The organism is Paenarthrobacter sp. TYUT067, assembly GCF_023656375.1.
Lineage (GTDB): Bacteria > Actinomycetota > Actinomycetes > Actinomycetales > Micrococcaceae > Arthrobacter.
Genome location: NZ_JAMOIT010000011.1, coordinates 88,439 through 113,016 on the forward strand (window position 1 = coordinate 88,439; position 24,578 = coordinate 113,016).

The following is a 24,578-nucleotide window of genomic DNA, read 5'->3' on the forward strand; positions in this document are numbered from 1 at the left end:
CCATGGCACTCCTTGATTTACCTCTCAAGCGCAAGCTGGCCAAGCAGGATCAACCCGAAGACGCCCTGACGGGAACCCCGGTTTCCCGCTTCTCACGGCATCTGATTCTCTGCCTGGTGGGGCTGGTGATGCTCTATCCGTTGATGTGGCTGATCTCCAGCTCGATGAAGCCCAGCAACGATATTTTTAGGCAGCTGGGGCTGTGGCCGGAGAACTGGGACTTCTCCAACTACGCCCAGGGCTGGACCGCGCTGGACCAGCCGTTCCACGTTTACCTGATCAACTCCATGATCGTGGTGATTTTCTCCATCGTCGGCAACATCTTCTCCTGCGCACTGGCCGCTTACGCCTTCGCGCGGATGGAGTTCACCGGGCGGAAGCTGTTCTTCGCCCTCATGCTGGGAACACTCATGCTGCCAGGCCACGTTCTTCTGGTTCCGCAGTACATCATCTTCTCCCAGCTCGGCTGGCTGGACACCTACCTGCCGCTGATCGTCCCCAACTTCATGGCCACCAATGCCTTCTTTATCTTCCTCATGGTGCAGTTCATGAAGTCTCTTCCCAAGGAATTGGACGATGCCGCCCAGATTGACGGCTGCGGCCCGTTCCGAACTTTCATCCGCGTCATTCTGCCCCTCTGCGTGCCGGCCATGGCCACCACGGCTATTTTCACGTTCATCTCCACATGGAACGAGTTCTTTGGTCCGCTGCTCTACATCCAGAACCAGGACCTCTACACCGTTCCCTTGGCCCTTCGCGCCTTCATGGACTCGGAAGGACAAAGCATGTGGGGCCCCATGTTCGCCATGTCAGTGGTGTCCATCGCCCCCATCATCGGTTTCTTCATTGCAGGGCAGAAATACCTCATCAACGGAATTGCCACCACCGGCCTTAAGTAGGCCCCTCCCCCAGAGCAACACCAACAAGACAAGACAAAGGAGTTTTGCATGCGCCTGCGACGCCTGCTCGGCGCGGCCACCGCCGTCGTCATTCTTGGAAGCTTTACCGCTGTGCCTGCCAGGGCGGAGCCCATCCACAGCGGCACAGAATCACCGGCGGCACCGGCGGCCCTGTGGAAGCAACGTCCGGACGGTTTCGCGTCCCTTCCCGGCAACGGCCTGGACGGCACCACCGGAGGCCAGGCGGGGAGGCACGTGAGCGTGTCCTCGCTGGAGGAACTCACAGCCTATGCCGCTGCCGAGGAGCCGCTGGTGATCTTCCTCAAGGGCAGCATCATGGCCCAGGATTACGTCAAGATTCCGGTCGCATCGAACAAGAGCTTCATCGGTACGGGCGCGGGCGTGGAGCTGGTCAATGCCGGCTTCAAGCTCATCAACGTGTCCAACGTGATCTTCAGGAACTTCACAGTGCGCGATTCCTACATTCCCGGCGACTGGGACGGCAAACGCCCGGACAACGATCGTGACGGGATCCAACTCGACACCTCACACCATGTCTGGGTGGACCACATGAAGTTCGAGCGCATGGGCGACGGCATGATCGATACCCGCAAAGACTCGGACTACCTGACCTACTCGTGGAACGTGTTCGCGGACAACAACAAGGCCCTGGGCGTTGGCTGGACCAGCAACGCGGTCACCAAAATGACCATCCATCACAACTGGATCCGCAACACTGTCCAGCGGAACTTCAGCCTGGACAATACAGCGGCTGCGCACGTTTACAACAACTACCTGCAGGACATTGGCCAGTACGGAATGATGGGCCGCAACGCCGCCAAGGTGGTCCTGGAGGGCAACTACTTCACCTCGGTTGCCGATCCCGTGGTGGCCAAGGACCCTGCCACGGAAATCGTCAACCGTGACAACGTTTTTGATTCCACCCGCGGCCGCAAGGATAACGTGGGCATCGCGTTCGACCCCACGCAGTTCTATTCATACGCCAAGGACGACTCCTCCAGGGTTCCCGAACTGGTCACCGGCAGTGCCGGACCCCGCGAAAATAAAGCACCCAGCACGACGACGGAGGTCACGGTCGCGCTGGACGGCACCGGCGATTTCGGCAGCGTACAGGCGGCCATCGGTTCGATTCCTGTGGGCAACACACAACCCCGGACCATCACCATCGAGCCCGGCTTCTACCGGGAAGCGGTGAATGTCTGGGCCGACCGGCCCAACGTGACGCTGCAAGGAGCAACAGCCAACCCGGCCGACGTCGTCATTTCCTACGACACCCCTGCAAACGGAGCAAAGTTCTTCGGCGGAACCTGGGGTGCGGCCGGAAGTGCCACCCTCAACGTCCTGGCCGAACACACCACGGTCCGGAACCTCACAGTGGAAAACGCTTATGACGAGGCCGTTCACGGCGGTAGCCAGGCCCTCGCGGTGCGGACGGTGGCAGACAAGGTCACCTTCGACAACACCAGGTTCCTCGGCAACCAGGATACCTACCTCGCTGACACCACCGGCCGTGACGCCACTGCCCGCACCTACCTGAAAAACTGCTACATAGAAGGTGACGTGGACTTCCTTTACGGCCGGGGCACCGCAGTGTTTGAAGGCTGCACCATCCATTCGCTGGACCGCGGCAGCGACACGAACAACGGTTACATCGTGGCACCCAGCACCAAGGACTCCAACCCTTACGGCTTCCTGATCGTGGACAGCACCCTCACTTCGGACGCCGCACCCGGGACCGTCAGCTTGGGACGCCCTTGGTTTGCCAGCAGCGACCCCAACGCGCACCCCATGGCCGTCATCCGGGACTCGAACCTGGGCAGTCACATCGCTAAGCAGGGCTGGTCAGACATGAGTGGGCATGCTTGGACCGAGGGGCGCTTTGCTGAGTTCAACAACACCGGGCCGGGTGCATACATCAACGAGTTCCACCCCCAACTCACTCCGGAAGAGGCCCTGAAATTCACGAAGGACAGGTTCCTCGGTGACTGGACCCCGGCGGCAGGCGCTTGAGATGGCGGACGCACAGAAACCGAACATTCGACGCCGGACCCTCCTAACCGCTGGACTCGCAGCTGGCACTCTGGCCTCCACCGGCCTCTTCAGCCCAGCAGTGGCGGCGCCGGCCACTGATGGTGCCCCATCCGGCGTCGATCCCCACGGTTGGGGCGAAGCCAGGTTGCCGGTGAACCGCGGGAGCGGAGGTTCCTGGACGTCGGCACCCGAGGGTTTCGCCGGCGTCGCAACCCACGGCCGCGACGGCACTACTGGTGGTGCGGGCGGCACGCTGGTCCACGCCAGAACCTCGGAACAACTCCGGGCTTTCGCGAAAAGTGCCGAGCCGCTGGTGGTGATCCTGCACGGCGAACTGGTGTTCGCGGAGTACGAGAAACTGACAGTGACCTCCAACAAGTCCTTCCTCGGCGCAGGCGCAGGGGCCGCAGTAGTCAATGCGGGTTTCAAACTGGTCAATGTCGCCAACGTCGTGTTCAGAAACTTCACGGTCCGGGACTCCTACATCCCCGGGGACTTTGTGGGGAAACGGCCTGACAATGACAGGGACGGGATCCAGGTGGACACCAGCACACACGTCTGGGTGGACCACATGCATTTCACCCGGCTGGGCGACGGCCTGGTGGATATCCGCAAGGACTGCGACAACGTCACGCTGTCCTGGAACGTCTTTTCAGACCACAACAAGGCCCTCGGAGAGGGCTGGACGCAGAACGTGGTCACCCGGGTGACGCTGCATCACAACTGGATCCGGAACACGCACCAGCGCAACGCCAGCCTGGACAATACGGCAGCCTCGCATGTCTACAACAACTATCTGGAGAACATCTCCAGCTACGGCATGCTCGGGCGGAACGCTGCCTTGCTGCTGGTGGAAGGAAACTACTTCCGGGATGTCCGGGACCCGCTTCACCACCAGGGGCCCGGCGGTGCGCTGGTGGCCCGTCATAACGTATTCGAGGAGTGCACCGGGAACACCGGCCAGGAACGGGGCATGGCGTTCGACGTCCCCTACTCCTATGACCTGACGCCCACCAAGGCCGTTCCGGCGCGGGTACGTGCCTTCGGAGGACCGTTGGGCGGGACCGAGCCGGCGCTTCGGGACGTCATCACCGTGGCGTTGGACGGAACGGGCGATTTTGCCAGCATCCGGGCGGCCGTTGGCGCAATCCCTGCGAATAACCCACGAGCTGTCACGGTGCTACTGCAACCGGGAATTTACCACGAGCCCTCGGTTATCTGGGGTGACCTCCGGAACATCACCCTGGCCGGGGCAACGGGAAATGCGGAGGATGTGGTCCTGAGCAACAGCGAAGGCGTTACCTTGCTGGTGGCTGCGGACGGTTCCGCCCTGCGGGACCTCACCGTCACGTCCGACACCCCTCAGCCCGGGCATGTCCTGCTGGTCAGGGGCAGCGGAGTGAGCCGTTCCAACGTGGTGGTGCTGAACGGCACGTCCAACTAAGTAGCAGCAGTGCGCGTTTTGAGCTCTGAGAACGCGCTCTGCTGCTACCTACATGGGTGGCTACGCCTCGACGTCGGTGTTCACGATGTACACGTCGCAGGGAGCACCGTGCGCCACGCTGTTGGCGATGCTGCCCAGGACGCGGCCCAGGCCCTTCATGCGCTTGTTGCCCACCACGATCAGCGAGGCGTTGTTGGTCTCGGCGTAGTTGATCAGGGCGTTGGCCGGAGTGCCGCGGGCTGCGAAGTACTTGATGTTGCCGGCAGGGACGTCCAGCTCTTCGGAGACCTTGCGGGCAACGTATTCCGCGGAGTCGGCCGAGGAAACGGTGATGCGGTCGCTGCCGCTGCCGAATTCTTCGATGCGGTCATCGGAGAAGCCGCTGATCACATGCAGCTCGGCGCCGAGTGCCGTGGCGAGCTTCGCTGCTGCCACTGCTGCGCGCTTGGCCGTCTCGCTGTTGTCAACGCCGACCACAATAACTTCTGACATGAGTACTCCTGGTTGTGGGGATTTGCTGGGTGCTGCTGCAAGAAATCTACACTCGATCTCCCTGCACCGGGATGACCCTTTTGCGCCGGGAGTGTTTACGGCCGGAATCACGGGGTAGGGATAAATCATCGGAACGACTACCCGACCGAAAGGCAACGCCATGAGCGACGAACCGTTTTCCCCGCAGACCGCCATCGTCACAGGATCGGATTCCGGCATAGGAAAGGCCACCGCGGTGGCGTTGGCCAAGGCGGGCATGGATGTGGGGATCACTTGGCACTCGGACCAACAGGGCGCTGAGGAAACTGCGGAGGAGGTCCGCGGTCTGGGCCAGAAAGCAGTGGTGCACCAACTGGACACCAGGGATGCCCGTGGAACGGCCGCAGCAATTGACAGTCTGGCTGAGGAACTTGGCGGCGTGGACGTCTTCGTCAACAACTCCGGAACCGGGGACGGCACCAAGTTCCTGGAGTTGGACTACGACACGTGGATGTCCACGTTGGATACCAACCTCAACGGCGCTTTCGTGGCCATGCAGACGGCAGCAAAGCGCATGGTGAAAGCCGGCCGAGGTGGGCGCATCATCGCGGTCACCAGCGTCCATGAGTTCCAGCCGAGAGTTGGGGCTTCGGCTTATGACGCGTCCAAGCATGGCCTGGGCGGCCTGATTAAGACCATGGCATTGGAACTCGCCCAGTACGGCATCACCGCCAACAACGTGGCACCCGGCGAAATCGCGACTCCCATGACGGGCCAGGAAGACGAGGATCCGAGGCAAAAGGAACGGCCGGGAGTCCCGTTGGGCCGGCCCGGAGATGCCCGAGAAGTCGCCGCCGTCATCGCGTTCCTCGCCTCACCGGCCTCCAGCTATGTCAATGGCGCTTCGTGGCCAGTGGATGGCGGAATGCTGCAGATGGGACCGCAGGCAGGCTCGCACATCACCAGCAACGACTGGCGCGAAAGCTAAGCCTGCACCACCTCTGGCCGCACGGTGATCCGTGGGCTAGTCTGCATGAACGGCCTGCCTGGCGGGCCTGAAATTTCCAAAGATTCGTATGACGTTGATGAGGAGCACCATGGCTGGCCACACCTATAGCGTTTCCGAAATTGTAGGAACTTCCACCGAAGGCGTTGACGACGCGATCAAGAATGGCATCGCAACAGCCTCCCAGACCCTGCGGAACCTGGACTGGTTTGAGGTCAAGGAAATCCGCGGCCACCTTGAGGACGGCGCGGTGGCCGACTGGCAGGTCACCATCAAGCTCGGTTTCCGCCTGGAGCGCTGAACAGCCTAGGCGCTGATCACCTTCTCCACGAGAGACGGCAGTTAATGACAGTCCCGGATTGTCATTAACTGCCGTCTCGGCGTGCGGGCTCGGGTGCGTTGACGGGCTCGGTGCCTACGTCACCCAAGCTGAGCAGCGTTAAAGCGTCCGACGACGGCGAGCCGGCCTTCGCGGAATAGATCCTCAGCATCTGGTCGGGGTCGTCCGGGAGACTCAGCGTCTCAAAGTTCAGTTCGAGGTCGCCGACGATCGGGTGGTGCAACCGCACAGTGCCTGCGGATCTGGAGGCCACCCTGTGCCCGGCCCACCATTGCCGGAAATGCTCGCTGTGCACGGCGAGCTCTCCCACCAGTTGATTGGTTTGGGGATCGTTGGGGTGCCGGCCCACATCCATGCGCAGGGCACCCACAGCTTCAGCGGCCACGGTTTTCCAGTCCCTGAACAGCTGCCCCGCCTGGGGATCCAGGATGATCCAGCGCGTCAGGTTGCGCTCCGGGGCGGGAAGCGATGCGAAATCGGTGAAGAGCAGGTGGGCCATCCGGTTTCCGGCCAGCACATCCGCGCGCCGCCCCAACACCATGGCCGGAACATCACCCACGGCGTCCAGCAACTGCCGGAGTGCTGGCCTCACCTTTTGAACCGGGCCTGGGCTGCCTGCGGAACTTGCGCAGTGCTCCAGCAGGTCCATCATGTGTGCCTGTTCCCCCGCGTCCAGGCGTAGTGCGCGGGCCACAGAGTCGAGGACGGCCTTGGACGGGTGGATGTTGCGGCCCTGCTCCAGACGTGTGTAGTAGTCGGTGCTCACTCCGGAGAGCCGGGCAACCTCTTCGCGGCGGAGTCCGGGTACCCTGCGGGCACCACTGTTCTCCTGCGCTCCGGCGTCCTCGGGCGAGAGGCGGGCACGCATGATTTTGAGGAATTTACCGAACTCGGCGCTTTGACCCATCTGCCCATTCTGCCGTTCGAGGCGTGTGAAAGGCCACCGTTGTGGGTAGGACTACCAGACCTAGGAAAAACAGGATCACGCTGGGTTGCTGACTCTGCCGCCAAAAGTGAATAGGCTCGGTACAGAGCCTCCGAAAACGCTTTCTGGAGTGTCACCACCGTAATCGTTCCGTCGAAGGAGACCGTCATGCCAGAGCTGACATTGAACAACGGCGTCACCATTCCCCAGCTTGGATTCGGCGTCTTCCAAGTACCTGCAGGAGAAACGCAGAAGGTAGTGGAAGACGCCCTGGAAGCCGGCTACCGCCACATCGACACCGCAGCCGCGTACCGCAACGAGGCCGGAGTAGGTGCTGCTGTTGCCGCCTCCGGCATTCGCCGGGAGGAACTTTTCATCACCACCAAGCTCCGCAACGGCGAGCAGGGCGAGGCCTATGACGCCTTCCAACGCAGCCGCGACGCCTTGGGCCTTGAGGTTATTGACCTGTACCTGATCCACTGGCCTGTCCCTTCGCAGGGCCTCTACACGCAGGCGTGGAAGGAGATGGAGAAGCTGCATCAGGACAAGCAGATCCGGGCCATCGGCATTTCCAACTTCCTTCCCGACCACGTGGACGCACTGCTCAAGGAGGCAGAGGTGGTCCCGGCCGTCAACCAGATCGAAGTCCACCCAACGTTCCAGCAGGCCGAACTCGCCACCAAGTGCCGCGACCTGGGCATCGCCGTGGAGGCATACAGCCCGTTGGGCCAAGGCAAGGACCTGAACGCGGAGCAAGTGGCGCTGGTAGCCGCCGCCCACGGCACTACTCCTGCACAGGTGATCCTGGCCTGGCACCTCGCCCAGGGGACCATCGTGATTCCCAAGTCCGCGGACTCCAAGCGGATGCGTGAGAACTTCGGCGCAGCCGATCTCACTCTCACCGAATCGGAGCTGGCAGCTATTACGGCACTGGAGGCGGGCGCGCGCATCGGCTCCGATCCCGCCGTCGCAGCTTTCACCCAGCTCTAAAGCCCCACGAACAAAGCAAAGGACTCAACCACATGCAGTACACCCACCTGGGCCGTTCCGGCCTGAAAGTTTCCCGTCTTTGCCTGGGCACCATGAACTTCGGTCCGCAGACGGAGGAGGCAACGGCACACGCCATCATGGATTCCGCACTGGACTCGGGCATCAATTTCTTTGACACCGCCAACGTGTACGGCGGCACCGAGCACCGCGGCTGGACAGAGGAAATCATCGGCCGCTGGTTCGCCAAGGGCGGCGAGCGCCGCGAGCGTACGGTCCTCGCCACCAAGTTGTACGGCACCATGACGGACCGGCCCAACGAGTCCAAGTTGTCGGCACTCAATATCCGCCGGGCACTGGATGCGAGCCTTAAGCGGCTGCAGACGGACTACATCGACATCTACCAGTTCCACCACATTGATCGCGATACTCCGTGGGACGAGATTTGGCAGGCAATCGAGGTGGGCGTCCAGCAGGGCAAGATCCTCTACTCTGGCAGCAGCAATTTTGCCGGCTGGCACATCGCCCAGGCGCAGGAAGCGGCGCGCCGGCGGAACTACACCGGGCTGGTCAGTGAGCAGTCCATTTACAACCTGTTCCGGCGCGAAGTGGAGCTTGAGGTCATTCCGGCTGCGCAGAACTATGGCCTGGGCCTGATTCCCTGGTCTCCGCTTCAGGGCGGGCTGTTGGGTGGCGTGCTGAAAAAGGAAGAGCAGGGTGTTCGCCGCGCTGAGGGCCGGGCATTGGAGACCCTCAAGAAGCACGAGGAGCAAATCCGCCAGTACGAGGATTTCGCGGACGATCTGGGCCACGCACCCGGGGATGTTGCGTTGGCTTGGCTTCTCCACCAGCCTGCGGTCACGGCTCCGATCGTTGGACCGCGTACCCAGGAGCAGCTGGATGCGGCCATCCGCGCCTTGGACGTCTCCTTGAACGAGGACGCCCTCAAGCGGCTGGATGACATCTTCCCGGGCCACCGCCCCGCCCCCGAAGATTACGCCTGGTGAGCGATTCCGCAAGCAGCCTGCTGCCCGCGGCAGACACCGTCTCACTACGGAACATCCTGTTCATCGGCGGCACGGGAGTCATCAGTGCGGCGGCGGCTGAACGCGCCGTCGCACTGGGCCACCGGCTGACCATCCTCAACAGGGGACGGTCAGCCGGGCGGCCGGTCCCCGACGGGGCGGAAGTGCTCCACGCGGATGTTCGGGATGCCGCCGCTGTACGTGAGGTACTTCAGGGAAGGGAGTTCGACGCCGTTGCGGACTTTATCTCCTACACCCCGGATCAGGCGCGGGCCGGCGTGGAATTGTTCCGTGGGCGGACCGGACAGTACGTCTTCATCAGTTCTGCTTCGGCGTACCAGAAGCCGCCCACAACACTGCCTATCCGGGAATCGACGCCCCTCAAGAACCCGTTCTGGCAGTATTCGCGGGACAAGATCGCCTGCGAGGAGGTGCTGTACGAGGCCTACCGTGAGCTGGACTTCCCGTTGACCGTGGTCCGGCCCTCCCACACCTATGACCGGACCAAGATCGCGATGGTGGGCGGTTGGACCGATATTCACCGGATGCGTGCGGGGATGCCCATCATGGTGCACGGTGATGGCACGTCGCTCTGGACGCTGACTCACAGCCGGGATTTCGCCAAGGCCTTTGTTGGTCTCTTGGGGCGGCCCCAAGCTGTGGGCGAGAGCTACACCATTACCTCGGACGAGTTCCTGCCGTGGAACCAGATTTACCGCCTGTTTGCTCGGGCAGCCGGGGTGGACGAACCGGAGCTGTTCCACGTTTCTTCGGACACGATTGCAGCCCACAGTCCCGAGCTCGGCCCCAACCTGTTGGGTGACCGCTCGCACTCCGTGGTGTTCGACAACTCCAAAATCAAAGCCCTTGTCCCTGATTACCGGGCCACGATTCCGTTCGCGGACGGTGCGCGAGAGATCGTGTCATGGCATGATCAGCATCCTGAGCTGCAGGTGGTTCACGAGGACTATATGGAGCTATGCGATCGGCTTTACGAAAGGAATGTGCGCGCATGACATCTGCCCCGCTCATTGAACTCAACGACGGCCACAAGATCCCCCAACTGGGCCTTGGCACGTGGCCGTTGAATGATGCCCAGGTTGCCGATGCCGTGGTGGAGGCGGTGTCGCACGGCTACCGGCACGTGGACACTGCAAAGAAGTACGGCAATGAGAAGGGCGTGGGCAACGGCATCCGCGCCTGTGGGGTGAGTCGCGAAGAACTCTTCATCACCACAAAATTAGATGGTGAATTCCAGGGTTCCGGAAAGGCCATTGCCGGGCTGGACGGCTGCTTGGAACGCTTGGGCCTGGAGTATGTAGACCTCCTTTTGATCCACTGGCCGCTCCCCCGCCGCGGTGAGTTCGTGTCCACCTGGAAGACCTTTGAGGAGCTGCAGAGCTCGGGCAAAGTGAGATCAATCGGTGTCTCCAACTTCAAGCCGGCCCACCTGGATCAGCTGTTGCGCGAAACGGATGTGGTGCCCGCGGTCAATCAGATCCAGGTCAGCCCCTCCATTCCCCGTACGGCTGCACGGGCTTTCAACCAGTCACATGGCATCATCACCGAGTCCTACAGCCCGCTGGGTGCCAGCAGCGATCTCTTGAATGCTCCCGTGCTGGCCGGCATCGGCGAAAAGTACGGTAAAACACCCGGCCAGGTGGTGCTGCGCTGGCATGTCCAGCAGGGCTTGGTGGCCATCCCCAAGACCTCCAATCCGCAGCGCATGAGGGAGAACCTGGACATCTTCGACTTCGAACTGGACCCCGATGACCTCACCAGGCTTCAAACCCTCGACGCCGGTCCGGACGCCGGCGTGGACTCCGACGTTCAGGGCCACTGACCATGGTTAGCCAGGAAACACTGATCTGGGTTGGTTCGTACACTGCCGACAGGAATGGCAAGGGCGAGGGCATCGCCGCACTTTCGGCTGATGACAATGGCCAGCTGACGTCCCTTGGCCTGGCGGTCCCCGCCAACTCACCATCATTCCTCGCACTGCATCCGACGCTCCCGGTGGTCTACGCCGTCGCCGAGGAAGGTAAGACCGTGCGGGCGTATCGCCGGACCGGCGACGCTGAGTTGGAGGCCTTCGGCGATCCTTGGCCCGCCGGTGAAGCAACGTGCCACGTGGCGGCTGATCCACAGGGACGTTTCATTGTGGCAACGTGCTGGGGCGACGGTCAGGTCATCCTTTACGAACTGGACGACGACGGCGCCATCACCTCGCGCACCAACGCGGCAGCCGCCGTCGATCCCCACTCTGCAACGACTCCGGACGGGGAGCGACCCAGCCGCGCGCACTCAAGCCTGATGCTGCCGGATGGCCGTGTGATGACCACGGACCTGGGACATGACCTGGTGAGGGTGTGGCGGTACGCGCCGGGCGAAGGCCTGCAGTTGGATCATCAGGTGATCCTGCCCAAGGGTTCCGGGCCACGGCACATGGCCCGCCATCACAGCGGAACCGTTGTGGTGGACACCGAATATTCAGTGGAAGTGGCAGCACTTCAGATGGAACCGGACGGTACTTACAGGCTGGCAACCATAGTTACGGCGAGCGCCACGGGTGCCAAAGAAGGCGACGCCGGAGCGGAGATCGCGTTGTCTCCCGACGGCCGTTTCGCGTATGTGGGCGTTCGCGGGTCCAACTCCATTTGCGTGGTGAAGGTATCCAACGGCGGGGCTGAACTGGAGCCCGTCGGGGAGGTACCGTGCGGCGGTGAGTGGCCGCGCCACCACTTGGTCCGCGAAGGCTGGCTGTACGTCGCCAACGAAGGCTCGGACGACGTCGTGAGCTTCAGGCTGGACCCGGCAACCGGACTGCCGGACGGTCCCGTGAGCCGTGTGGAGACGGGCTCTCCCAGCGTTCTGGTCCCCGCCGGTTAACTGACGCCGAGATGGCACTTGATGACAATCATCCGCTCAGACATTGTCATGTTGTGCCATCTCGGCGGGTCTTTTCAGGCTGTCCAGACCTCGACGTCGTCCGTTCCGCAGATGAGCCTGCGGCCGGTCGGTTCGAGGATGACCCAGAGCAGTTCCTGGTGCTTGGAAACATCGTCCACGCGGCCGGTCCCGGCGCCCCACGCGACGTCGTAGATCCATACGGGATCGCCCGCGGCGAGCTCAGTCCACTCGGCCGCCGGCACGTGGCGGTAGTCGGCGGGCCTGTTCAGGATGGTGCTGGTCATGCCGACGCTTCAGCGGCGGTGCGGCGCCGCCAGACGGTGGGTACACCCTGGTGGGCCGGGAGGATGTGGCCTTCCGCGAAAACCTGGACGGCATCCGGATCGGAGTCCGGGCTCCAGAGACCCGACGCCGGGCAGTGGGAACCGGTAGGCATGACGCGGGTGGCTCGTTCGCGCAGGAGGGCGATGCTCTTCATCGTTGAAACTCATCCTTGGGGATAGATCGGGGGTGTTTTGTGAAGCAGATCTCTTCAACCCTATGCAAGTCACACGGGCTTGGTTATGGACGGATGCATAGCGTTTTGGAATGTGGCCATGCAAAGGCACAGTGAAAATCCCGCACGCTTTCGGGTAGAGCGCATGCAAACGCTTCCAGAAAGAGAGTTTTTGCGAGATCCTTCACAATTCGAAATACCCGGAACTCGTGGATTAAGCATACGGAAGCGCTTACAGTTGTGACTTGTCCCACAACATCTATATGCCACAGCACTGTCGCTTAGCGGAAGGTTTCATCACTTGCTATCTCGCAGCTATAGATCCAACGACTGCCCCCAGCGCCCACCACTGAACCGGATCGCCGCCGTCCTCATGACGACGGCGGTACTCACCGCCTCGGCCGTCCTCCCTGCAGGCGCCGCTCCCGTCCCCACGCCCGATCCCGCCGCCCAGCACTCCATCCGCGGCGGTATCAGCGATCAGAACTTCTACTTCGTCATGGCCGACCGCTTCAACAACGGTACAGCCGCCAACGACGACGGCGGGCTGGGTTCCGATCCGATGGTGTCCGGCTTCGATCCCAGCCGTAAGGGGTTCTTCAACGGCGGGGACTTGAAGGGTCTCCAAGACCAGTTGGACTACATCCAGGGGCTGGGCACCAACTCCCTCTGGCTCACACCAAGCTTCAAGAACAAGGCGGTGCAAGGCGACGGCACCCTGGCGAACAGTTCAGCCGGTTACCACGGGTACTGGGTCACGGACTTCACGCAGATCGACCCCCACCTTGGCACCAATGCCGAGCTGAAGACGCTCATTGACGCCGCCCACGCCCGTGGCATGAAGGTGTACTTCGACATCATCACCAACCACACCGCGGACGTCATTCAGTACCAGGAAACCGCCTCGGCGCCCTACATCTCCAAAGAAACCGAGCCTTACCGAACCGCTGCGGGCGAGGTCTTCGATGACCGCGACTACGCGGGAACGCAAGACTTCCCGGCCCTGGATGCCGCCACGTCCTTCCCGTACACACCTGTGGTCCCGGACGCGGAGAAAGAGGTCAAGGTTCCGTCCTGGCTGAACGACCCCACGCTCTATCACAACCGCGGCAACACCAACTTTGCCGGCGAGGACTCCCTTTATGGCGACTTCTTCGGCCTGGACGACCTCTTCACCGAGAACCCCAAAGTGGTCAACGGAATGATGGACGTCTACAAAACCTGGATCCGCGACTTCGGGATCGACGGATTCCGCATCGACACCATGAAGCACGTCAATGACGAGTTCTGGCAGCAGTTCGGACCCCAGGTTCTCAGCTACGCCAAGGAACAGGGCAAGGACGAGTTCTTCATGTTCGGCGAGGTCTTCGATACCTCCAAGAGCATCACATCCAAATTCACCACCAGGAACCAGATGCAGGCCGTGCTGGATTTCGGGTTCCAAGGCGCAGCCCGCAGCTTCGCGTCCCAGAGCAGCAAAGCCACCGGCTTGGCGGACTTCTTCAACGGGGATGACTGGTACACGGACGCCGACTCCAACGTCTACCAACTGCCCACCTTCCTGGGTAACCACGACATGGGCCGCATCGGCACCTTCATCGCCCAGGACAACCCGGGAGCGTCCGACGCCGAACTGGTGGAACGCGACGAGCTCGCCCATGAGCTGATGTACTTCTCGCGCGGCAACCCCGTGATTTACTACGGCGACGAGCAAGGCTTCACCGGGGCCGGCGGAGACCAGGACTCGCGGCAGACCATGTTCGCCAGCAAGGTCCAGGAATATCTGGATGATGATCTCCTGGGGACCAGCTCCACGCACGCCACTGACAACTTCGACACCCAGCACCCGCTGTACAAGAAAATCAGTGAACTCGCGGCCCTCGCAGCTGAACACCCCACGCTCCGAAGCGGTGCCCAGCAAAACCGCTACGCAGCCGACGGCGCCGGCATCTACGCGTTCTCACGCATTGATGCCAAAGAGCAGCGCGAGTACATCGTGGCAGTGAACAACAGCGAGTCAGCCCAGACCGCGGCGATCCCCACATATGAAGCGAAACAGCCGTTCAAACTGGTTTATGGTGACGCCGCCAAGAACGCCAAAACCGGACAGGACGCCACACTGACCGTCACCGTACCGCCGCTTTCCACTGTGGTGTATGAAGCAGCGGGGCGACTGGCCAAGTCCAAGGCGGCGCCCGGCGTCGTGCTTAAGAAGCCGGTCACCGCAGCTGGTGACGCCAGCCGCCTGAAGGTAACGGCCGACGTCGACGGTAACTCGTTCTATGAGGTCACGTTCCAAGCGCGCACGGCTGGTGGCGAGTGGACGGCGATCGGCACGGATGACAACGCCCCCTATCAGGTGTTCCATGACGTGTCGTCCCTGGAGCCGGGGGCCTCGGTGGAGTACCGCGCGGTGGTGTTGGACAACCGCGGGCAGACGTCGGCGAGCGAGCCGAAGAGCGGCGTGGTGGGTGAGCCGACGCAACCTGAAACTGTCACCGTGGCCGGCAGCCTCAACACCGAGTTGGGCTGCACCGAGGACTGGCAGCCCAGTTGCGAACAGGGGCTCATGAGCTACGAGCCGACGCATCGGCTGTGGCAGCTGAGCGTGCCCAACCTTCCCGCGGGAACGTACGAGTTCAAGGCTGCGCTCAACGGCACCTGGGACGAAAACTACGGCGCAGGCGGTGAGCTCGACGGCCCCAACGTGGCGTTCACGCACACAGGCGGCGCCGTCACGTTCCTGTACGACCACGCCACCAATCTCATCAGCGCAGTCACCGCGGGCCAGCAGCCTGCAGCCGTTTCCGTGCCGGGAAGCCTGAACTCCGAGCTCGGTTGCGCTGGCGATTGGATGCCCGATTGCGCCCAGGCCCAGTTGTCCTTGGACGCCGCTGACGGACTCTGGAAGCTCTCCTTGCCCAACCTGGCCGCCGGCAGCTACGAGTTCAAGGCCGCCATCAACGGCTCCTGGGCTGAGAACTACGGCCTGGCCGGAGCCCCCAACGGCAGCAACATCGCGTTGAAGCACGACGGCGGCCCGGTCACCTTCCGGTACGACCCCGCCAGCCACCTGGTGACTGTCCGCTAACCCACCTGTCCGCTAACCCAAGTAAGTAGCAGTTGAGGCCGTTTTGAACGCTCAAAACGGCCTCAACTGCTATTCAGATGGGCTACTTGTAGCTCAGGCTGAGCAGCATGGACTTGAGTTGGGCATACTGGGTGCTGCCCATCCAAGCCTTGGCCGCCTCCGGGGTTGCGAAGGCTGGCTGCTTGGCGGGATCGAACACCGCGTAAGCACTCATGATGCCGTTTGGTACGCGGACCTGGTTGGTCCCGGAGGAACTTACTCCGGCCTTGAGCTCGGAGGACACCCGTACATCCATGATGTACGTCGGAGGTCCATCGGCAGGTCCCGTTCGGGGTGAGGGCATTCCCTCGTAGGGGGGCCCTTCGTAGGGAATGTACTGTGACTGGTTAGAGGAGAAACCGAACTCCACCAGCTCACCCGAGTTGTCGCGAACGCCGGGCACTACAGCCCGGTCCAGAATGGTTCGGTCCACCAAACCAGCAGTCCCATCCGCGTAGTTTCCATTGAACACACGAGCTACCTCTGCCCCAGCGGCATCAAAGACAGTCACAATGCGCGAGGCTTCCGCAGTCCCGGGAGGATCGAATGGTCCTTGGTCCGCCCGGATACTCCAGCCGACCGGATAGGTGAAGGACAAATGCCCGTCCGGGAAGGTATAGGTCTGGCTGGTGGGTGCCTGCACGGGTGGCACCACTGGCGCCGAGGCCACTGCTGGCGGTGTGGTGGGTGCGGGCGGGGTGGTCACCGGCGCGGCCACCGTGGGCGTCGCTGACGGCGTCGCCGAAGGTGTCGCAGTGGGCGTGGGCGTCGGGGTGACGGTAGGCGTGGGCGTGGAGCTTTGGAGTGTCACAGCGGGCAAGGGATTGGAACTGACTGTCTCGAAGCTTGAGGCAACCAGCACCCCCGCAGTCACGGCAGCAGCGCCGAGCAATAGCCCGCCCGCAATCTGGGCTTTGCGGCGCCTGCGCTGTTCCAGGGACGTCACTGCCGCGAGTGGGCTGTTGTCGCTGAACACGGTGGTGCCGGAAAGGATTTTGTGCAGCGCTTCTTCGCCGTTGGGTTCCGCCACGGGATCGATAGTGAGCGGGTCAATCGCTGATATCTGGTTCTTGATCGGATCCATTGTCTTCAGACCCCCATCTTCTGTGTAGTCGAGTTGGCCCCTGCAGGCAGATGTTTCCGGAACGCAGTGCGGGCCCGGTGAAGGCGGACTTTTGCCGCCGATTCGCTGCACTGCAGCACTTTCGCGATGTCGGCAATCCCCAGGTCGTCCCAGTAGGCCATCTGCAAAATGTCGCGGTCCTTTTCCCGCAGTGCTTCCATTGCGTCCTGGACAGCAACATTCTCGGAGTCGCCACCAAAGCGCTGGACCGCCGTCGTCCGCAGCTTTTCCTGCAACGCCAGGCGCCTGTCGCGGCTCCTGTACGCATTTCCCACAAGGTTCCTTGCAACCGTCAGGAGGTACGGAAGGTCCGGGTGTGAGTCATCGCTCCACTTCTGCCATACGACGCGGAAAACGTCGGCCGCGATTTCCTCAGCTACGTCCGCGGATTCAACACGTCGGCAGACGAACTTGAACACGGATGGGTAGCTGTCTTTGTGAATGGCGATGAACGCCAATTCGCGCTCTGAAAGCACGATTGTTCCCCCTGGTAATTAGAGCCCTGAACTGCAGGATACTTGTATAGTTTCCGGCCGGGCTGCCAAGGTTACATGGGTGGCAAGTTTCTTCCGGCGTCCACGATAGATTCGATGCAGCAACCCCGGACCCCGAACGAAGGCGTGAACAGGCAATGGTGGAAATAGGACCCGCAGCGGACTGGGCCCGCAAGCAGGTAGAGCTCAAACGCGTGCCGGTCGCGGTGCTGGGCATTGCCTCAAGCCAAGGCATTGAGGACATTGTGGCGTTTGGTTCCGACGACGGCCGGCAGGCTGCAGTCGATGATCACTTTGCGCTGTTCTCGGTCACCAAACCGATCACGGCCCTGACGGTCATGCGGCAAGTTGAGTTGGGGAAACTCTCGCTTGGCGCCTCGCTGGGTGACGCCCTGCCGGGCTTTGGCACCGGCCGCACGGATACCGTGACGCTTGAGCAGCTTCTCAGCCACCGATCCGGAATCTCAGACCCGGCGCTCGACGGCGGCACTCCCCTCCGCGAAGCCCTCACCGCCGCGGATCAAGCCTTTTACGCCGGATCTCTGGTGCAGTACTGCAACATCGCCTTTGAGGGTGCAGCGGCGATGGCCGAGTGGTCAGGCGGAGTTCCGTTCGAGAACCAGCTCCTGGCTTTGGCCGCCGATACCGGGGCGCACGGGCTCACGTTCAACACGGATTCCAACCCGCACACCGTCCACGGCGCCTACGCAGCTGGCCTTGATATCCAGGCCATGTACAAAAACAGGCATCCAGGAGCCGGGCTCTTTGGAACGGCCGCAGACCTACTTAATCTGGGTTCAGAGCTGCTGGGGGGTTCCGGGAAAACCGTCCGGCCCGCAACTCTTGCCGCCATGCGCCGCCCCCGGACCACAGAGGTTTCGCACATCACCACCCGGCCCCAGCCCCTACGCCACACCGGACTGGGCTTCCAGATGCCCGCCAATGAGTCCGAGCTGTTCGCGCAGGGGATTTATGGGCATCCGGGCTGGTCAGGCACTGAGTGGTGGATGCTCCCCGAGCAGGACCGCTGCGTGGTGTTCCTGACCAACGTGCTGGACACCCCGGACCTTGGTGTGGACACCAACGAGCTTTTCAACGCAGTGGCGGTCTCCTAGCTGATACGGCCCAGACGATCACGAACAGTCCCACCAGGATCAGGCCCGCGTCGCCAAGGTCAATGCTGCCGAGCCACGTGGTCAGCGGATCTTCGAGTTCAAAGGCGGCGTTGATGAAGCCACCCAGTGTGATCACGGAGATGAAGAGCGCAGAAACAGCAGAGATGCCGGTGATCAGGGCGTTGAAGCCGAGCTTGCGCCGCGGGTTGTGAATGGCTGATTTGTACATCCTCATCATGGCCACGCCGTTGGCGGAATCGCACAGGGTCATGGCGGCGGTGAACGCGAGCGGGAGGGCCATCAGGGCGAGGGGCGAGACACCGGCGAGTGACGCCGTCGTGGTGATGACCAGCAGTCCGATGGTGGTGGCGGTGTCAAACCCCAGGCCGAACAGGAAACCGATCACGTAGATGTTCCGCGGCCGCTCCACTTTGGACAGCGGTTTGGCGAGCAGCCGGGCAACAAAGCCTTTCGCTTCAAGGTCTTCGGGCCGCACATCACCTCCCCGCTGTACCTGACGGTACACGCTGGTCGCCCGCACAAACGCGGAGCCGTTGAACAAGCCCATCGCCAGCAGGAACAACCCCGAGACTCCACTGCCGATCAGGCCCAGCACCTTGTTACCGGTGGTGCCGTCCTCCATGAACTGCCCGATCAAGGTGGCACCCGCCACCACCAGCAGCCCGGCGAGGATCACCACGGAGCTGTGACCCAGGCTGAATGCAAAACCCACACTCACGGGGTCTCTGTGCTGCGCCACGAATTTGCGCGTGGAGTTATCTATGGCGGCGATGTGGTCCCAGTCGTAACTGTGCTTGATACCGGCAACGTACGCGGTGATCACCAGCCCGAGCGCCAGCGGCTGCGCGCCACCTGCGGTGCCAACAAGCAACAGCACGACGGCGGCAAGATGCAAAGCGGCTACGGCACCGAAAGTGAACAGCAGCCGGGTCCGCAGGGACAACGTCTCCCGCTCCCGGTACATGGTGGCGAACTCGGTCAGCGCAGTCATCAGTACTTCCTCAGGCTCAAGGGCGCCTGCCCATACCAACGTTCCCGCAGGACGCCGGTGCACGCACCCAGCAATTTGTTGAGTTCCTCAGTGCTGTTGGACAACGATCGCAGCACAAGCCCCGCACTTCCGACAATAGCCGCCGTTAAGGACACCCCGGTATAAGCGTCAAAGTCACGGGCTATCCGGTCCAGTTCATCGGCAAGCCCTTGATCAACCCGCGGATCCACCACCACTAACGAGCCCAGATGGCTGAAGCCCTCCATGAACCCCATCCCGGTCACGTCGTTGAGAGGTGGCCTGATCAGGAGGTTGTCCAGCGCCAACAGCTTCGCACCGTTCTCCCCCTCTACCCAGATCTCGTTGCGCAGCCGCACCTCCTCATACTTGAAGGACGCGCCGTCCGGCGACCACCCCGGCGTGATGACCTCAGCCATGACGAGGCTCGACGTCGGGTGGAGACTGATGCGCGAATTCTGCCGATAGCTCGCCTCCCGGTACGCGATTAACTGATCCGGCATCAACTCCAGCCGCGAGCCCTCCCCCATTTTGATGGTCATCCGCTGCTCAGCGAACGACCCCGGAGTCCTGTACACCTTGGTTGCCGACTGCGTGGTCAGCAACAGCTCAGCCCCCGCCTCAACCTCCACGTCAATAACAAACAGATCAGCCCCAAGATACGCACCCCCGGGATTGACCATGACATAACAAACCTGCCCGGACCCATCCAAGTAATGCGGCCTGAGCACCCTCAAAGCCCCCTCATGAAACTGCCGCGAAGCAACGGACCTACCGCCCCGCACAGAAACCCCAAGCTCCAACCGCCCCCGCACAGCCCGCTCCCCAAAGGCCAACGTGGATTCGGGCCCCAGGTTCCCCCAAGGACTTACGTCGACAGAAGGGACCACTACGTGCGTGCTCATAATCCGCCCACGCAAGGTGACTGGATCGCTGCGGCGGCGAAGCCGGGGATAAGGAGCTGGCCTTTTGTCGCGGCAATGCGGGTGGGGCGATCCGCGAACGCGGATGAAGGGGGCCGCGGCGTGGCGGGCATCGCGGAGCGGGCACGGCCCCCTTCATCCGCGGGCGCCGCCCAAGGTGACCTAACCGCCAACTCGCATCGGTTCATTGGGCCAAGTCGAGCATCAGGACGTCGCGGCGGATCCAGTTCAGGACCTCGTCCAGGCCTTCGTCCGTTTTGAGGTTGGTAAAGCAGAACGGCTTGTTGCCGCGGAACTCTTTGGAGTCCCTCTCCATGACGGCGAGGTCTGCCCCTACGTGGGGTGCCAGGTCTGTTTTGTTGATGATGAAGAGGTCGGATTTGATCATGCCTTGGCCGGCTTTGCGGGGGATTTTTTCGCCTTGGGCTACGTCGATGATGTAGATGGAGAAGTCGACGAGTTCTGGGCTGAAGGTGGCCGAGAGGTTGTCGCCTCCGGATTCGACGAAGATGACTTGCAGGTCAGCATGCCGGGTTTTGAGTTCTTCGATGGCCGCGGTGTTCATGGAGGTGTCTTCGCGGATGGCGGTGTGGGGGCAGCCGCCGGTTTCGACGCCGATGATCCGGTCTTCGGGGAGGATGCCGTTGGCGGCGAGGATTTTGGCGTCTTCGATGGTGTAGATGTCGTTGGTGATGGCGGCCATGGAGATGCCGCGGCTCATGTGCCGGGTGATGCGTTCAACGAGCTGGGTTTTGCCTGCTCCGACGGGCCCGCCGACGCCGATTTTGATGGGTTCTGTCATGTTGTCTGTCCTTTGCACTTGCTAGCTCATGAACATGCGGGCACGTTGCCGTTCGTGCCGCATTTGTGAAATTTCGAGGCCGGGGCTGACGGCCCCAAAGTCGTCCCAGCACAGCTGTGCTACATCCTGGATGGCGGCAGCAACGGCGTCGTGCGCGTCCCGAAGTACCCGCTGCCCGGCGTTCTGTCCGAGCGGTATGGCCCGCACGGCGTTCTGCGTCAGCGAGGTAACGGTGGCAAACAGATAGGCAGACAACGCCGCCTCAAAGGGAACCCCCAAAGACCGCGCAATGACGCCAAAAGCCAGAGGTTGATGCCCCGAGGCCAACCCCGCCCGAACGAGCCCCCGATACTCTTCCAACTCAGCCGACGGGAACACCTCCCCACCAATCTCCAGAAGCCGTCCCCCCATTTTCAAAGAGGCCTCCCGCACTTCCCGAGCCAACAACTGAGCAGACAACACCCCATCCAGCAAGCCAACATCCACCCCCTCATAAAGAAAGCGAACGGCCAACCCCTCGGAATAGGTCAACTGCTGCCCCACAAAAGCACCCAACCACTTCCCAAAAGTGATCTCATCACGAACCAACTCACGATGTATGTAGCTCTCAAACCCCAAAGAATGAGCAAACGCCCCCGTAGGCAAAGCTGAGTCAGTCAACTGTTGAAGAGCAAGCTGATACGAGGTCATGAGTCGCTCCGAATGGTGAGGCGAAAAGCCGGAGCCGCGCCGGATTTTTGGGCCGCGGTGTGGAGGGCATCGCGAAGCGGGCACGGCCCAAAATCCGGGGCGGCGCCCCAACCGCCACCGTCCACGGGCACACGCTTAGTGCGAATGCTCAGCATGGCGAAATGGCACCGGCATGACCCGCTCTTGCCTGTCGTAGGGGACGCCGACGCTCTTCAGATAGTCTTCGACCGTGTGGTCGTACTGGCACACCATGACTTCGGCCCCGTATTCAGACGCAGCGTCGAAGAATTGTGCCTGCAAATGCCGGTTGCCGAGCGAATGTGCCACGACGCCCATTTCGTGGATGCTCCGTGGCCCGATCACCAGGACGTCGGTGGGCAGTACTGAGATGACGATGAGGTTGGTGTCAGTGACGGCAAGGATGTCGCCGTCTCGGAGGTCCCCGGTGCCGCTGGGGAGCCGGATGCCGAGTTCTTTGCCGTGATCGGTGGTGACGCGTTGGATGCGTTTGACGAGGAGGGCGCTGGGCAGCACTACTTTTTCTTTGTGGTGGCCTGTGTAGTCAGCGGGTTGTTCGTGGAGGTTGCCCAGGATTTTTTCGATGATCATGGTGGCTCCTAGAAGAGGAAGTAGCGCTGGGCCATGGGCAGCACGTCGGAGGGCTGGGAGGTGACTTCGACGCCGTCGACCGTCACTTTGTACGTTTCGGGGTCGACGGCGATGTCCGGGGTTTCGGCGTTGTATTTCAGGTCCGCTTTGCTGAGGTTGCGGATGCCGGTGACTGGTTTGATGATGCGTTCCAGGCCGAGCTCGGGTGGCACTCCGGCGTCGATGGCGGCTTGGGACAGGAACGTGATGGATGTTTGTTGGAGGGCTTTTCCGTACGTGGCGAACATGGGCCGCATGGTGCGCGGTTGCGGTGTGGGGATGGAGGCGTTGGAGTCTCCCATGAGTGCGTAGGCGATCTGCCCGCCTTTGATGACGAGCTCGGGTTTCACGCCGAAGAACGCGGGGTCCCAGAGGACGAGGTCTGCGAACTTGCCTTCTTCCACGGATCCGATGACGTCTGCCATGCCTTGGGCGATGGCGGGGTTGATGGTGTATTTGGCCACGTAGCGCTTGAGCCGGAAGTTGTCGGATTCGGCGGATCCGTGGGTGGTTCCGGATGGATCCTTCAGTACGCCGCGCTGGCGCTTCATGGCATCGGCCACCTGCCAGGTACGCGTGACCACCTCGCCGACGCGGCCCATGGCCTGGGAGTCGGACGATGTGATGGCGAAGATGCCGAGGTCGTGGAGGACGTCTTCGGCGGCGATGGTTTCGGCGCGGATGCGGGAGTCGGCGAAGGCCACGTCTTCGGGGATGTCCGGGTTGAGGTGGTGGCAGACCATGAGCATGTCCAGGTGCTCTTCGATGGTGTTTTTGGTGTAGGGCAGCGTGGGGTTGGTGGACGCGGGAAGCACGTTGGGCAGCCCGGCGATTTTGATGATGTCCGGGGCGTGGCCTCCGCCTGCGCCTTCGGTGTGGAACGTGTGGATGACGCGGCCGTCGATCGCCCGGATGGTGTCTTCCACGAAGCCGCACTCGTTGAGGGTGTCCGTGTGGATGGCTACTTGAACGTCGTATTCGTCGGCAACGCGCAGGGACATGTCAATGGAGGACGTGGTGGAGCCCCAGTCCTCGTGAACTTTGAGTCCGACGGCACCGGCGCGGATCTGCTCCGCGAGGGGCTCGACGGCGGATGCGTGGCCCTTCCCGAACAGACCGATGTTGACGGGTAGCCCCTCAGCGGCCTGCAGCATGCGCGAGATGTGCCAGGCGCCGGGGGTGATGGTGGTGGCTTTGGTTCCTTCGGCGGGGCCGGTGCCGCCGCCCACCATAGTGGTGATTCCGTTGCACAGGGCTGCGGGGACCTGCTCCGGGGAGATGAAGTGGATGTGGGTATCGATGCCGCCGGCTGTGAGGATCTTCCGTTCGCCCGCGATGATTTCCGTGCTGGCACCGATCACGATGTCCACGCCGTCAACGATCTGTGGGTTGCCGGCCTTGCCGATTTTGAAGATGTGGCCGTCTTTGAGGGCGACGTCGGCTTTGTAGATACCCGTGTAGTCCAGGACGATCACGTTGGTGATCACGGTGTCCGGGATGTCTTCAGCCCGCGTGAGTTGGCCGTTCTGACCCATTCCGTCGCGAATCACTTTGCCGCCGCCGAACACCACTTCTTCGCCGTAAGCCGTGTAGTCCTTCTCAATCTCCAGGAACAGCTCGGTGTCGGCAAGACGGATGGCGTCGCCGGTGGTGGGGCCATACAGTTCGGCGTACTGCTTGCGGGGAATCTCGAAGCTCACTGGTGGTCCCTCTCCGCTGCGACGCCCGGGCGGGGTTCCCCGGTTACTGAAGTTCCGCCGTCGAGCTTTCCGTTAACTGCGTTGCTGAGGCCGTGCACCTCGCGCGTCCCTGCGAGTTCGATCAGGTGGACCGTTTTCCTGTCCCCCGGCTCGAACCGTGCGGCAGTACCTGCGGGGATGTCCAGCCGACGGCCGTAGGCGGCTTCTCGGTCGAATTCCAGGGCCCTGTTGGCCTCGGCAAAGTGATAGTGCGAACCGACCTGCACGGGGCGGTCACCGCGGTTCACAACCTCGACGGCGATCGCCTGGCGGCCGCTGTTACACACGACGGGACCGGGCTGGAGCCTGTATTCACCGGGGATCATGGG

General features: G+C 62.2%; 25 protein-coding genes. 12 read left to right on the forward strand and 13 right to left on the reverse strand.

Annotation, left to right across the window (positions count from 1 at the left end; translation table 11 throughout):
- Positions 1 to 2 precede the first annotated feature (2 nt).
- From MOD31_RS11725 to MOD31_RS11735, 3 genes are read left to right on the forward strand one after another with little or no spacing between them, the layout of a single operon-like run.
- The gene (locus MOD31_RS11725) at positions 3 to 899 is read left to right on the forward strand and encodes a carbohydrate ABC transporter permease (RefSeq protein ID WP_062070981.1); all 897 of its coding nucleotides are present in this window, start codon (positions 3 to 5) and stop codon (positions 897 to 899) included.
- A 48-nt stretch (positions 900 to 947) separates the two neighbouring features.
- A complete protein-coding gene (locus MOD31_RS11730; protein WP_142937088.1) occupies positions 948 to 2,930 on the forward strand; it encodes a pectinesterase family protein in 1,983 nt (660 codons plus the stop codon).
- Between the two features lies 1 nt (position 2,931).
- Positions 2,932 to 4,395, forward strand: coding sequence for a right-handed parallel beta-helix repeat-containing protein (locus MOD31_RS11735; protein ID WP_166841023.1), 1,464 nt, complete (start codon positions 2,932 to 2,934; stop codon positions 4,393 to 4,395).
- A gap of 60 nt (positions 4,396 to 4,455) precedes the next feature.
- On the opposite strand, the gene MOD31_RS11740 is transcribed toward MOD31_RS11735, so the two are convergent.
- Entirely contained in the window at positions 4,456 to 4,887 is a 432-nt protein-coding gene (locus MOD31_RS11740) for a universal stress protein (RefSeq protein ID WP_011773004.1), read from the reverse strand.
- A 160-nt stretch (positions 4,888 to 5,047) separates the two neighbouring features.
- Between MOD31_RS11740 and MOD31_RS11745 the strand changes: the two genes are divergently transcribed.
- Together MOD31_RS11745 and MOD31_RS11750 are read left to right on the forward strand one after the other, a co-directional pair.
- Positions 5,048 to 5,854, forward strand: a complete 807-nt coding sequence (locus tag MOD31_RS11745; RefSeq protein ID WP_166841021.1) for an SDR family oxidoreductase — start codon at positions 5,048 to 5,050, stop codon at positions 5,852 to 5,854.
- Positions 5,855 to 5,963: 109 nt separating this feature from the next.
- Positions 5,964 to 6,173, forward strand: coding sequence for a dodecin (locus MOD31_RS11750; RefSeq protein ID WP_011773002.1), 210 nt, complete (start codon positions 5,964 to 5,966; stop codon positions 6,171 to 6,173).
- A gap of 64 nt (positions 6,174 to 6,237) precedes the next feature.
- On the opposite strand, the gene MOD31_RS11755 is transcribed toward MOD31_RS11750, so the two are convergent.
- Entirely contained in the window at positions 6,238 to 7,119 is an 882-nt protein-coding gene (locus MOD31_RS11755; RefSeq protein ID WP_250820688.1) for a helix-turn-helix transcriptional regulator, read from the reverse strand.
- A 186-nt stretch (positions 7,120 to 7,305) separates the two neighbouring features.
- Between MOD31_RS11755 and MOD31_RS11760 the strand changes: the two genes are divergently transcribed.
- From MOD31_RS11760 to MOD31_RS11780, 5 genes are read left to right on the forward strand one after another with little or no spacing between them, the layout of a single operon-like run.
- On the forward strand, positions 7,306 to 8,127 hold the full coding sequence (locus tag MOD31_RS11760; RefSeq protein ID WP_250820689.1) for an aldo/keto reductase: 822 nt from the start codon (positions 7,306 to 7,308) through the stop codon (positions 8,125 to 8,127).
- A gap of 32 nt (positions 8,128 to 8,159) precedes the next feature.
- Positions 8,160 to 9,131, forward strand: coding sequence for an aldo/keto reductase (locus MOD31_RS11765; protein WP_166841017.1), 972 nt, complete (start codon positions 8,160 to 8,162; stop codon positions 9,129 to 9,131).
- A complete protein-coding gene (locus MOD31_RS11770; protein ID WP_250820690.1) occupies positions 9,128 to 10,165 on the forward strand; it encodes an NAD-dependent epimerase/dehydratase family protein in 1,038 nt (345 codons plus the stop codon). The genes MOD31_RS11765 and MOD31_RS11770 overlap by 4 nt, the downstream gene beginning before the upstream one ends.
- Complete coding sequence (locus MOD31_RS11775) at positions 10,162 to 10,992, forward strand: aldo/keto reductase (protein WP_142937094.1); 831 nt, start codon at positions 10,162 to 10,164, stop codon at positions 10,990 to 10,992. The genes MOD31_RS11770 and MOD31_RS11775 overlap by 4 nt, the downstream gene beginning before the upstream one ends.
- A 2-nt stretch (positions 10,993 to 10,994) precedes the next feature.
- Positions 10,995 to 12,038, forward strand: a complete 1,044-nt coding sequence (locus tag MOD31_RS11780) for a beta-propeller fold lactonase family protein (protein WP_187697069.1) — start codon at positions 10,995 to 10,997, stop codon at positions 12,036 to 12,038.
- 74 nt (positions 12,039 to 12,112) lie between these two features.
- Here the strand turns inward: MOD31_RS11780 and MOD31_RS11785 are convergent, their stop codons facing one another.
- On the reverse strand, positions 12,113 to 12,343 hold the full coding sequence (locus tag MOD31_RS11785) for a hypothetical protein (protein ID WP_142937095.1): 231 nt from the start codon (positions 12,341 to 12,343) through the stop codon (positions 12,113 to 12,115).
- Positions 12,340 to 12,537, reverse strand: coding sequence for a hypothetical protein (locus MOD31_RS11790; protein ID WP_142937096.1), 198 nt, complete (start codon positions 12,535 to 12,537; stop codon positions 12,340 to 12,342). The genes MOD31_RS11785 and MOD31_RS11790 overlap by 4 nt, the downstream gene beginning before the upstream one ends.
- A gap of 319 nt (positions 12,538 to 12,856) precedes the next feature.
- Between MOD31_RS11790 and MOD31_RS11795 the strand changes: the two genes are divergently transcribed.
- Positions 12,857 to 15,646: an alpha-amylase family glycosyl hydrolase gene (locus MOD31_RS11795; protein WP_374206988.1), complete on the forward strand. Its 2,790-nt coding sequence runs from the start codon at positions 12,857 to 12,859 to the stop codon at positions 15,644 to 15,646.
- Between the two features lie 82 nt (positions 15,647 to 15,728).
- Here MOD31_RS11795 and MOD31_RS11800 read toward each other — a convergent pair whose 3' ends face one another.
- Together MOD31_RS11800 and MOD31_RS11805 are read right to left on the reverse strand one after the other, a co-directional pair.
- Positions 15,729 to 16,769, reverse strand: a complete 1,041-nt coding sequence (locus MOD31_RS11800; RefSeq protein ID WP_250820691.1) for a hypothetical protein — start codon at positions 16,767 to 16,769, stop codon at positions 15,729 to 15,731.
- Positions 16,770 to 16,774: 5 nt separating this feature from the next.
- Positions 16,775 to 17,284, reverse strand: a complete 510-nt coding sequence (locus MOD31_RS11805) for an RNA polymerase sigma factor (RefSeq protein WP_142937099.1) — start codon at positions 17,282 to 17,284, stop codon at positions 16,775 to 16,777.
- 155 nt (positions 17,285 to 17,439) lie between these two features.
- On the opposite strand from MOD31_RS11805, the gene MOD31_RS11810 reads away from it, so the two are divergent.
- A complete protein-coding gene (locus tag MOD31_RS11810) occupies positions 17,440 to 18,417 on the forward strand; it encodes a serine hydrolase (RefSeq protein ID WP_250820692.1) in 978 nt (325 codons plus the stop codon).
- On the opposite strand, the gene MOD31_RS11815 is transcribed toward MOD31_RS11810, so the two are convergent.
- From MOD31_RS11815 to MOD31_RS11845, 7 genes are all read right to left on the reverse strand, one after another.
- The gene (locus tag MOD31_RS11815; protein ID WP_250820693.1) at positions 18,395 to 19,429 is read right to left on the reverse strand and encodes a HoxN/HupN/NixA family nickel/cobalt transporter; all 1,035 of its coding nucleotides are present in this window, start codon (positions 19,427 to 19,429) and stop codon (positions 18,395 to 18,397) included. The genes MOD31_RS11810 and MOD31_RS11815 overlap by 23 nt on opposite strands.
- Positions 19,429 to 20,352 carry an urease accessory protein UreD gene (locus tag MOD31_RS11820; RefSeq protein ID WP_374206989.1) on the reverse strand — a complete coding sequence of 308 codons (924 nt, stop codon included), beginning with the start codon at positions 20,350 to 20,352 and terminating at the stop codon, positions 19,429 to 19,431. Before MOD31_RS11820 ends, MOD31_RS11815 begins: the two co-directional genes overlap by 1 nt.
- Before the next feature lie 202 nt (positions 20,353 to 20,554).
- On the reverse strand, positions 20,555 to 21,172 hold the full coding sequence (gene ureG / locus MOD31_RS11825) for an urease accessory protein UreG (RefSeq protein ID WP_250820695.1): 618 nt from the start codon (positions 21,170 to 21,172) through the stop codon (positions 20,555 to 20,557).
- A 21-nt stretch (positions 21,173 to 21,193) separates the two neighbouring features.
- The gene (locus MOD31_RS11830; protein ID WP_250820696.1) at positions 21,194 to 21,862 is read right to left on the reverse strand and encodes an urease accessory protein UreF; all 669 of its coding nucleotides are present in this window, start codon (positions 21,860 to 21,862) and stop codon (positions 21,194 to 21,196) included.
- Positions 21,863 to 21,997: 135 nt separating this feature from the next.
- The gene (gene ureE, locus MOD31_RS11835; protein ID WP_250820697.1) at positions 21,998 to 22,471 is read right to left on the reverse strand and encodes an urease accessory protein UreE; all 474 of its coding nucleotides are present in this window, start codon (positions 22,469 to 22,471) and stop codon (positions 21,998 to 22,000) included.
- Positions 22,472 to 22,479: 8 nt separating this feature from the next.
- Positions 22,480 to 24,210: an urease subunit alpha gene (gene ureC / locus MOD31_RS11840; RefSeq protein ID WP_250820698.1), complete on the reverse strand. Its 1,731-nt coding sequence runs from the start codon at positions 24,208 to 24,210 to the stop codon at positions 22,480 to 22,482.
- Positions 24,207 to 24,575 (reverse strand): urease subunit beta, encoded by a 369-nt coding sequence (locus MOD31_RS11845; protein WP_142937135.1) that lies wholly within the window; start codon positions 24,573 to 24,575, stop codon positions 24,207 to 24,209. The genes ureC and MOD31_RS11845 overlap by 4 nt, the downstream gene beginning before the upstream one ends.
- Between the last annotated feature and the right edge of the window lie 3 nt (positions 24,576 to 24,578).